This window comes from Shewanella sp. YLB-07 (assembly GCF_009377275.1).
In genome coordinates this window covers 17,423-28,838 of record NZ_VOQB01000001.1, presented here as the reverse complement: position 1 = coordinate 28,838, position 11,416 = coordinate 17,423, and the positions used below count along the sequence as shown (strand labels likewise).

6 protein-coding genes are annotated in these 11,416 nt (G+C 42.3%); 2 read left to right on the top strand and 4 right to left on the bottom strand.

From position 1 onward, the window contains the following. Positions 1-176: 176 nt before the first annotated feature. Entirely contained in the window at positions 177-2,843 is a 2,667-nt protein-coding gene (locus FS373_RS00110; protein ID WP_152828826.1) for a family 20 glycosylhydrolase, read from the bottom strand. Between the two features lie 882 nt (positions 2,844-3,725). Here FS373_RS00110 and FS373_RS00105 point away from each other — a divergent pair. Together FS373_RS00105 and FS373_RS00100 are read left to right on the top strand one after the other, a co-directional pair. After that, complete coding sequence (locus FS373_RS00105; protein ID WP_144047661.1) at positions 3,726-4,616, top strand: sulfite exporter TauE/SafE family protein; 891 nt, start codon at positions 3,726-3,728, stop codon at positions 4,614-4,616. 12 nt (positions 4,617-4,628) lie between these two features. Beyond that, the gene (locus tag FS373_RS00100; protein ID WP_144047662.1) at positions 4,629-6,137 is read left to right on the top strand and encodes a tryptophan halogenase family protein; all 1,509 of its coding nucleotides are present in this window, start codon (positions 4,629-4,631) and stop codon (positions 6,135-6,137) included. Positions 6,138-6,183: 46 nt separating this feature from the next. Here the strand turns inward: FS373_RS00100 and FS373_RS00095 are convergent, their stop codons facing one another. From FS373_RS00095 to FS373_RS00085, 3 genes are all read right to left on the bottom strand, one after another. Then, on the bottom strand, positions 6,184-7,737 hold the full coding sequence (locus FS373_RS00095) for a tryptophan halogenase family protein (RefSeq protein WP_144047663.1): 1,554 nt from the start codon (positions 7,735-7,737) through the stop codon (positions 6,184-6,186). Positions 7,738-7,752: 15 nt separating this feature from the next. Further along, positions 7,753-8,454, bottom strand: coding sequence for a SapC family protein (locus FS373_RS00090; protein WP_144047664.1), 702 nt, complete (start codon positions 8,452-8,454; stop codon positions 7,753-7,755). 103 nt (positions 8,455-8,557) lie between these two features. Beyond that, on the bottom strand, positions 8,558-11,194 hold the full coding sequence (locus FS373_RS00085; RefSeq protein WP_144047665.1) for a TonB-dependent receptor: 2,637 nt from the start codon (positions 11,192-11,194) through the stop codon (positions 8,558-8,560). Between the last annotated feature and the right edge of the window lie 222 nt (positions 11,195-11,416).

Below are 11,416 nucleotides of genomic sequence, written 5' to 3'. Positions count from 1 at the left end.
TGATGCCTTGCTCACTGACTAAGTTAACTTCATGTTACAACATAAATGACAGCGCTGTCATTTATTTTGTTTAAGCTGAAGAAATTAGCCTTCACTCGGCTGAAAGCACCACAGCGGATGGGAATTAAACTGGCTGCATTTACTGGAAAAACGCAGCCACAAGTGTTAACCCCATGTTATCTGACAATTAAGGAACGCCCTTTCCTCTTACCATCGGCTGCTACGGCTCTAACTTCTACTTGGCCATCGACAGCAACTGGCGAATGATAAACAAGCCATTCACCACCATTGACTCGATACTCGACGGTTAAACCTGGGTAGATAAGGTTCGTCAGCAGCTGTCCGTCATGTATATGCGCCCCTACAGTCGGTACCCGGTATTCGATGCCAGCCTTATCCAGTTTAACTAATTCTTTCTGTCCCAGAGTATTGGCTAACACAGCCCACTGACTCGCCTGCTCATTGCGCATCTCTTGGGTAAAGTAACCACTAGTTTGATTATAGACGGCCCCTTTATATTGATAAGGCACTTCCCAGCTCGCCTTGTGCCAGGCTTTCTCCGCCAAAATGAGTAGACGTGGAAAGGTCATGTATTCAACTACTGAATCGCTTCTGAGCGTTTCACTCCAGATCTGGCCCTGAAGCCCGGTAAATAACCTCCCCTCCTTCATTGGGCCACTGACTAGCTTACCAGCTTCATCTCGCTTCTCTGTGTCATCGGCTTCGAAGGGCTTACCTTGAATATCGGTCCACTGCTCAGCATTAGCCGGCAAGTTGTCTGGCATAAAACCATATAACTTACGCTCGTTGGTGTTACGACTCGCCCAGTAATATCCATGCTCTTTAGGATCTGCCTCATAGGGGAAGTCAAAATAAAGCATCTCAGGTATACCCAATACCGCATCCCAACCTAAATTTGCTTGCTGGTGTGCGCGGCGAAAACCATTATGTGAGATAACATCCCATACATTAGTTTGGGAGACTTCGGGCATATTTTCAGGACGAGTATGGCTCATCCCATCACTCCAACCCGCAGGCTCTATCCCCTTATCATGTAAGATATTCGATACTCGCTCGACAAAATAAGCACCAAATTCATCGCTGCTAGTTACCCCTTGCTTATTGTCGGCAAGAAACGCTTTACATAAAGGTGAGTCTAACCAAGCACCGGCAGTTTCATCGGCACCGATATGATAGACAGACAGAGGCTGGCCCGCTTGTTGGTGCAATTTAGCTATCTCATCGATAACCTTATCGACGAAGTGAAAGGTCGACTCCAGACACACGTTAAGGGTGTTATCGTCATAGTATTGAATCGATGAATAAACAGTGGTGTCTTTGGGATCTATTAAGCGAAACTCATCGGCACCTTTTATATCGCCAGTTGCAGCTAACTTACGGTAACGCGCTTCCATCGACTTGATGGCGGCTCTTGAGTGTCCCGGCATATCCATTGAGGGAATGACCTGAATCTGCCTGGCGCCGGCATATTTTAAGATCTCGATATAATCGGCTTTAGAGTAATAGCCATTAACCTTAGCATCGGCAAACGGGCCACTACCAAGCTGAGGTAACAGACATCTGGTTTCACTCAAGTCATGACATCGCTTGCTGCCGATATCGGTAAGCTCAGGTAAGCCGTCTATCTCTAAACGCCAACCTTCATCGTCGGCCATATGCAGATGAAGCTTATTCAGTTTATAGGCCGCCATCTGATCTAACATATCCAGCACCAACTGCTTGCTGTGGAAGTTTCTCGACACATCGATATGCATACCGCGAAAATCATAACGGGGAGAGTCTTCGACTTTCATGGTGTTAATAACCAAGTCATGACTATCGAGAAGGCTGGTCAGTGAAGATAGGCCATAGGAAAACCCTGCATCATCCGCCGCAGAAATAGTGATTTTATTTTTGGTGATATCTAACAGGTATGAGCCTGGTGTTGACTTCATTTCCAGTGGTAAGAAGCTGACAGCTAAACCAAACGATGACTCTTCGACACCGATGCGGCTCAGACGAGCAACAGCAGCATCTATGGCTTGGCGTTTAACATCATTAAGCTCAAGCTTGATGCCGCTTTTTAGGGATACTGGCTTATCGGTTGAACTGACTTCAACTTTCAGAGGCGTAGGAATTATGGTATTAGTGACCAATTCAGGCTCAAAATCTATTCCCTGGTTAGCCTGAAAAAGTATTTCAGGTGTTGCCCACTTCACTTTATCGGTATCACTTCGCTTATACTGTTTACCTTCATCGGTGAAGGACACGGCATAGGGACGAAGCTCCATGCCGGTTTCACTGTCCTGGGTCACTGCCGTGCTCTTGATAAGAACTGGCGCTAACTCTCCTGATACCAGATAATAATTTGGCATCGCATCGGTTTCAGATAGTTGCCATAGCTCACCTTCAAACTCTATTGTCTTAGTGACACCCTTCTTAAGTCCTTTAAACTCAGGGGTTGGCGCTATCTTATGTAGATCGCCTTTCACTCGAGTAATAGTAAACTCAGCTGAACTCACAGACTTTACGGGGCGCATCTGACTGAAATAGATAGACCAATCTTGGCTATCTAAGTCGACAGCTGAAGTCAGATCTATCTGCGCCGTGAAGCAACGGCCATCGACACCGGAAGTCGGACATCCTTCTGGATAGTTAGTCACTAAACGATACTTGATATCTAATGTATCCCCAAGCGTGTTCAATTGTGCTTGATCTAGGCTATTAGCCATAGCTTGACTGGACTCGGCAGACACTTGCTTATTCGTTTCAGTTTTTACATCGGAGCAAGCACTCGTTGCTAGCACCAGTGTTATTGCGGCAGTGATCAACTTCAATTTCATTCTATCCCTCTACTATGATTCAATGTCCTCTCATTTCAAGATGAAATGAGCTAGCTTACCCGCAATCTTTCCCCTTGATATAACCAGAACTTACACCTCTATCTCACCTTTAAGGCGCTAAGCTGTATCTGAGACTGTGGACTACAATATGTTGATTTTATGTCAATACTAAATAATGTCAGTTCATACTCACTGACGCAAACCTAGACAAACATTAAGCTCAAACTGGCTAGTTCTAAAAGATGTGAGATAGATTGAAGGTGGGGCCTTGAAGGAAGTCATCTGAGTAACCTCAGTTATCTGTTTACAAGGTTAAACTCTCTCATCAATTGTAGCGCCTCTCTTATACACCTTAAACCTGGATCATCTTTCTATTAGCATGAGCAAGAGTGTTTGGATTTTTTCGCTTACAACTTCAAAAACTATTCCAAATGGTCAAAACCCACATAAAAAAAAGCTAGGTGATTCATCACATAAATACTGATAAAACACCTAGCCAAGTCTAGTTTCTGGGGAGAGACTATTGAAATTTCAAACACAAATGTAATTCAGTTTTACCCTATTACATCTGCCAAAAACATGAATCAGGAGACCTCTTCCTATCCATGCAGACCTTACAAGACAACTCATCACACAAGCAGATGACAACGCTGTCATTCACAAACATACACAAGAGCGAACAGAATATCTACATTTTTTTGACATTGATTTATGACTTTTTCTGTTCAGCACAGATGAGATCTATATCGCTATGGCTTGTTTTTCTCAAAGCACCTCATTCAAAACACCAAAATATGACAACGCTGTCAAAAGTTGATAACATCACCTCAGATGTTAGTGTGATAAATAGGCACCTAAAAAATATAACAAAGTGAACCTACCATGAGCGAGCACAATAAAAGCAGAACAATTGTCATCTCTAAACCAGTATTTCTGTTTCTAGGTTTAGCTAGTCTTTGGTCTATTTGGGCATTTCAATTCTCTAATCCCGTTGAACTTACCCGTGACTACCTTCATTACATCTTCCTTGGGATCACAGGCGCTATCTTCGCTAATTCAACAGGCGCTGGCGGAGGCGTTATTTTTATCCCAGTCTTTAGCAGTCTCAACTTCAGCAATGAACAAAGCATATCGACATCTTTCGCTATTCAATGCTTCGGCATGACTGCTGGTGCACTAACCTGGTGGTTTCACTTTAAAAAAGAGAATCAATCAGGCCTGCGAAGAGAACTTGTTAAACTAATCTGTATTTGCTCTCCATTTTCCATAGCCGGGATCTGGACCACACAAGTTTTCGCGATTCAAGCACCTACTTCGCTTGAGCATGGCTTCAGTTTGTTCTCTATCGTGCTAGGTTTCGCGATTCTCTTAAGCAGCATAACGCTAACAAGTACAACTCAGCATCGTGTACTGAATCGAAATGAGGTCCTGCAACTTTCACTTTTAGCTTATGTTGGCGGAATAATAACAGCTTGGCTGTCAGTAGGCGTGGGCGAAGTCATCGTTATCTACTTACTCCTGAAAAAGACAACGCCAACCTTAGCTATTGCTCTGGGCGTAATCGTCACAGCGCTTACAGTCTGGTCTGTTAGTCCAATACACCTATCTAACCAAGGTGACGCCTATTTCAATGTGGTCTTATTCGCGGGGCCAGGCGCTATCCTAGGCGGCATTTTGGCAAAGAAGCTAGCACTACACCTCCCGGTGAAAGGACTTAAAATATTTTTTGCTGGATGGATAATTCTTTCCGGTATCGCAATGCTATTGATTTAACAAGAGGTATACATGGCTAAAGAAGCAATTAAAAGTATCACAATTGTTGGCGGCGGTAGTTCAGGCTGGATGACTGCTATGTATTTGCAGCGACTCTACAATCAATCTGGAGGAAGGGTAAAGATTAGACTAGTAGAAAGTAAAGACGTCGGTACAATTGGTGTAGGTGAAGCGACAGTACACAGTATCAGATTTTTCTTTGCCGCTATGGGCTTAGATGAGAACGAGCTACTAAGAGAAACTAACGCAACGTTGAAAAGCGGAATCATGTTCCGTAATTGGATGAAACCTAAGGATGGTCAAACCCATGAGTATTTCCACCCTTTCGAGCAACAAAGGCCTGCGGGTCCATTAGATAATGCAACAGCATGGATTCAGTCTCCTAAACGCGTTAGCTACGCGCAAGCAACAAGTATCTCATCTGAACTAATAAGCAACGCAAACTGCCCTAAAGCAGCGACTTCACCTCAGTACCAAGGCATAGTTCCTTACGGTTACCATTTAGATGCGATATTAATGGGGAAGTACCTTCGTAAGAAAGCTTGCGCAGCTGGTGTCGAGCATATTGAAGCTAATGTGGAACATGTTAAAACTAATGGTGAAACCATTACTTCAATCATTACAGATAAGGGAGAATTTACCTCTGATATTTTCATTGATTGCACGGGCTTCAAAGGCTTATTAATAGAATCATTAAGGGAAAATAATTGGCAATCATTTGAACAAGAACTCCCTTGTAATAAAGCCGTTGCAATCCAAAGAAAACCTCTATTGGGCCAACCCCCTAAACCCTATACCCTTGCAACAGCTTTGACTAACGGCTGGGCCTGGGAAATAGATCTTTCAAACCGTCAAGGGACTGGCTATGTGTATGATGGGAACAGACTAACAAAAGAGGAAGCGGAAGCAGAGCTATTAGAACACCTTGGTGATAGCCAAGAAATCCTAAGAACTGTCCACCTTGATATGAAGATAGGCTGTAGAAAAGAGTTTTGGATAGGTAACTGCATAAGCATTGGTTTATCCGGTGGTTTCATAGAGCCTCTTGAATCAACAGGGCTACATATTGTCAATCTTGGAGCTCGTTTATTAGCGACCCATTTATCTTCAAATGCCCCGACTCAACCGGTTCGAGACTCCTATAACAAGACATTAAATGGGATATACCAAGACCTGAGGCAGTTTATCATATTGCACTACTGTCTCAGCGATCGGGACGATACTGAGTTTTGGAAGCAGGCGGCTAAAACAGCAGCCTATGCTAAGGGCTTACCTGAAAAACTTGAATTATGGCGTAACAAGACCTGTGAATTTATGGATTTGGCTGGTGGCTATGGCACCATTTTCAATGATGAAAACTATCGTTTTATCTTATATGGAATGGATCATACACCTGACCTCAGTCAACCGGCTTCGGGATATGAAATTCAAAATATTTTACAGAGGTTAGCGCAACAACAAGAACAAGCCGTTAAATCAACCATGTTACATTCTGAGTTTTTAAAGCAGGTCTCTAGATAAAACAATAAGATGAAGGAGACACTAGATATCTCCTTCATCTTAATATTTACACTTTTTGTATGCCAAACTTATGAATTTTGTCAATTAACTCACGATGAGGCTCAAGCTGAGTTTTAGCTTGATGAATAAATTCAGCAATCTTATTCTGTTCAGATAAGAATTTATCTAAGCCATCTTTTGAAACTTCAGAACAGCCTAAGTCTGTATCAAAGTCCATCCCATAAAGTACATACTGGTAATTCTCTAGATTAAAAATCTCAAGAGTCGAAGTGAAATCATAACGATTGGGCAGCTCAGAGGACCATAGAGCAAGCTTTTGCTTCAGAGAATCTGGTATAGAGGCTTCTTTGCGATTATCGCTCCAAAACTCAGTGTCATTACGTTTAGAAACCACATAATGAAGTTTAATAAAATCAATGACCTTATTCCAAGTCTCTGCAGTCCGCTTATTAAAGCGTTCAGCAACTAAAGGCATACTACTCAACTTATTAGGAATACACTCAGCTAGCATTCTTGAAGTTACATCAAAAACAAGTAAACCCGTCGCTTCTAAAGGCTCAACAAACCCACCGGATAAACCTATAGCAACACAATTACGATGCCAAGCTTTCTCGCGATAACCGATACGCATGGGGATATGCCTAAACTCAGCTTCACTCACTTTTCCGCCCAGATATTCTGAGAGTACTTTTTCAGCGTCTTGCCTAGAGCTATGGCGACTTGAATAGACGTAGCCAACTCCTCTTCGCTCAGTTAAGCCGATGTCCCAAATCCAGCCAGCTTCTTTAGCTGTCGATAAAGTAAAGCAAGGAATTGCATCATCAGTTTTTTCATAGGGAACTTGAACGGCTAGCGCAGAATCAACAAACAGTACGTCCCCTTTATCGACAAATGGTACCTTGCAAGCTTTTTCAATAAGCCGCGCACTAAACCCTGTACAATCGATAAATAAATCAGCCTCTAACTCCCCATTCTGACTCGTTGACACAGTAGAAATATCGCCATTATCAGATAGAGTGACCTCAAGCACATCATCAAGAATGTGGGATACGCCAAATTTGGATAAGGCATTAAGCCTTAATACCGCTGAAAACTTACGTGCATCCAGATGATAAGCGTAACTAGTGACTCCTTGAAACTGAGGTTGAGTGACAAGTCTAGGCCCAAAACCTGCATCAGCTAACACACCTTGCACAGATACAGAATTGGCAAAACTATCACGACTCGAAGCAGATGTTTTATGCCAATAAAAAGCAGAATCATGACTCACAGGATAATCAAAAAGATGGTGATACGAGTGACTTTTCTCTTTGGGGTTGTATAGCCAATCGACAAATTTAATGCTCTGCTTAAAGGTAGCATCACAAGATTGGACAAAATAACCTTCATCGATTCCCAGATAACGTAAAGTTTCACGCATCATAGGCACTGTACCTTCCCCTACACCAATATTAGGGATATTAGGTGACTCAATCAAAGTCACCTCAATGTTAGGCCCATCTAGATCAGAAAAACGTTTACCAAGATGATTCGCAGCTAACCAGCCTGCAGTTCCACCACCAACAATTAATACCTTAGTGATCTTGTTTTTTTCTGGCATTAATAGACTCCTATATTAACCTTTTGAAACCTCAGTTCTTGCTAAACGATTGACTTGATGCAAAGACGTTAAATGACCATAGATGGGTCCCAATAGGCCTCTTTTTTTCAAATCAAGAAAGTCATCATCATTTAGGTCATTAAGTTTGGCTTCATCTATCATATATAAGCCATTTATATTACGTTGGTCACCTTTGATATTGACAGTCAACGATTGTTGTCTGAATAAACCCTTTTCGGCGATTAATTGCAAAATAGCTTGAGTTGCCTGCTCTTGCTCGAAATGTTGTACGATTTCTTCTCTACGCTTAGTGAAGAAAGGTGTTTCTTCACCAGCATTAAAAAGGGGCTCACCCACTTCAGTCCCTACTTGAGCAGATTGCTCTTTGATCCCTATCCATATTTTCTCAGGCTGCTCTGCATTTAACACAACAGCAAATGGGTAATCTTTTACAATGTTAGGAATATAGCTTCCTATCCACTCACCATTAACCACACTTAAATTTTGCTCAGGCTGGAGACCTAGCATGACGACAGGTTGGAACTGACCTGTTTCACTATTTTTAACAAAAACAATTGGGTATTCAGTTGCTGCTCTAGAGAACTCATGAAGGGTGATAGGGAGAATATGTTGATTGGCAACTTGTGAATAGTTGGGTTTTGAAACTTTAACGTCTGAATGCTTGTTGGGTTCTAAAAGTGTTATTTCATTAGGCATCTTCTTTGGCTCCTTGATAGGGCTTCTTTTAAAATGAATTTTTTACAAAAAAAAGGGAGAGCTAAACTCCCCCTTCCCTTTTTATACCTTAATTCTAATTAGATTAGAACCTTACACTCGCACCTAAAGTAACGCGACGAGCCATTTCATATTCAAATGTAGGGAAACCATCAGTGAAACCGCTACGGTTTGTCTGGAAGTTATTGTTACCAGTCTGAACCGAACCTTCTTCAAGTAGGTTATTACCATCAAGTTTGATATCTAAATAATCAGTTACATGCCAGATAGCACTTAAATCTAAGCTACCAAATGCATCATGTAAGCGATTTCCATAAGAACCTTGCTCACGGATCATGTACTCACTACGCCAGTTATAGGCTAAACGAACTTGGAAAAGATCATTTTCAAAGTAACCTGTCACGTTATATGAATGTTCTGAGCTATCACTCAAGAAAGGATTCATATCAGTGTAAGTATTCTCACCTGTCTCTGTATCAGTGTAGGTATAGTTAACAATAGAACCTAAACCATTACCGTAATCTTGTTGATACTGAAATTCAGCACCTTGGATAATCGCTGACTCACCATTTTGTTTCTCTTGAACAGTCCAACCAGCTGCTTCTTCATCAGGTCGTAATGTTCCTTCGAATGGAATGTCTGCACTATCTGCACGGTATTCATTGATAGTTACGAAGTTCTTAATATCTTTCCAGAATAGGCCTACAGACACTAAAGAGTCCTCGTTGAAGTACCACTCAATACCTAAATCCATTTGATTAGCCACGTATGGCTTAAGACCAATATTACCTACTACCCAGTACTGATTATCAGGCAGGTCATCATCAGCGCCTAAAACATTCGGGTTAACATACATATCATCATATTGTGGACGTGCCATAACTCGAGCTGCTGAAGCACGCATTATCACATCATCAGAAAGGTCGAAAACTACGTTTAAGCTTGGTAACCATTCACCATAGCTTGCATCATCCGAAACTTTCTTGCCACTTTGATAATATGTTGAAGTTGCTTCAGTCCCAGCATAACGAACACCAAAGTTACCGCGCATGCCGTCTGTACCAAAATTCGCCATCACATATGCAGCATAATTATCTTCATCAACTTCACGATATGAACCTAAATCTTCATTTTCGCCAATGATGCTAGACTTAGCCCACGCTTTTAGCGCTTCAGGATCAAACTTTGCTATCTGATAGTCACCGGCTCCGACATCGATAGTTCCAGCAGCAACACTGCTTGTTGCAATACTAGTATCAAATCCTTCAGCCTGAATATACTCATAGCGACGAGAAGTTGTATTGTGCTGTGCGTATTTAACACCTGTCTTAATCGCATTGATCACACCGAAATCAACATCGAATTTAATATCAGCTTGAATGTAGCTTTCATCATCAGTCTTTGGGGTGCGGTTAAAGTTTGAACCTGTCCCCATGGTTAATGACCCTGGATCGTAAGCTGCGATGTCGAAACCATTAGTATCCCAAGTCTGGCTTCCACCAGTAAAGTCATAGGTACCACCTGGGATTGGTGTGCCACCCGTCCCGTCATCTACAACCATTTCAAAGTCTGTACCGCCAGATGACGTTGTTGTGCCTATCTGTGTGCTAAATTCATAGCTATCACCTGAGTATTCCATCTTTAAATCGAATACTTGAGACTTCATTGTCGCTTCACGTGGACGAGCCTGCCAAAAAGCGACATTCAAAGGACCAGCAACTTGAGTCCCAGAACCATCTGCACTTGGGGCATCACCACCACATAGACCACAACCGCCTAACCAGGTTGTGTCATCCCACGCACCAGAACCAGGGGCACCAGACCAAGATGTATCACCTTGAGTAAGCCAAAGTGCATAGTTGGTGTTATTTGCTTCCATCTGCATATCTATAGCGTTGAAAACAAAGTTTAGCGAATCTGTTGGAGCATATTGGAAAGTAGCAGTAAGAGCCGAGCGTTTACGCTCTTGCTCAAATGCAACGGGACCTGCTCCCCACTCCCAAAAAGCTTCGTTACCCTGGCGCTGTAAGCTACGATCTTGCAAAACACCTGAAACTAAAACACCAAATGTTTCATCATCATTTTTCCAAGAACCCAAAGCTGAAAACTGGGGGTCTACCGTATCTGAGTCACTCTGGTATTGACCTTCGGCGGAAGCATAAAAAGTTAGAGAGTCCATATCAAGCGGTTTACGAGTATTAATAATTACCGTACCACCGATACCACCTTCGGCTAGATCAGCTTGAGATGATTTATAAACTTCTATATCGCCAACAAGCTCAGAAGGGAGTAGCTCATAGTTAAATGAACGCTTCGCAGGCTCTAATACAAACCAACCTGTTGACGCAACATTCTGACCATTAAGTGTAGTTAAGGTCAGATCTTGACCAGCACCTCGTATTGAAACACCTGCACCTTCACCGAACTGACGCTGGATAGTTACACCAGGAATGCGCTGTAAAGACTCAGCAACGTTTTTATCCGGGAACTTACCGATATCTTCAGCGGTAATAGCATCAACAGTACCATCAGAGAAACGCTTGGCGTTCAAATTGGCCTGTTGCGAAGCACGAATACCACGTACTTCGATTTTTTCAATGTTGTCGTCAGCCGTTACAGCCGAATCAGCTTCTGCTGAGATTGCAGACATAGAGACTGCAGTACCGAGCAATAGCGCTATATTTGTAGCTAGTACACTTTTCTTAAAATTAGATGGTCGCATCTCGTTTCCCTTCCATAACTTTATTTTATTTTTTAGTATCCATAACCATCCCCTTAGGGAATGACAACGCTGTCATGTCTAGTACAAACATTACACAATTATTTACACCGGCGCCACAAGAAAATAACCAGAAGCGACAGAAATCGGTTCATCTGTACATTTTTTTCACAGGTGTCGACCAACTACCCATTTGTAAAACCTTTGTTGCATGCGGGGTTGAAG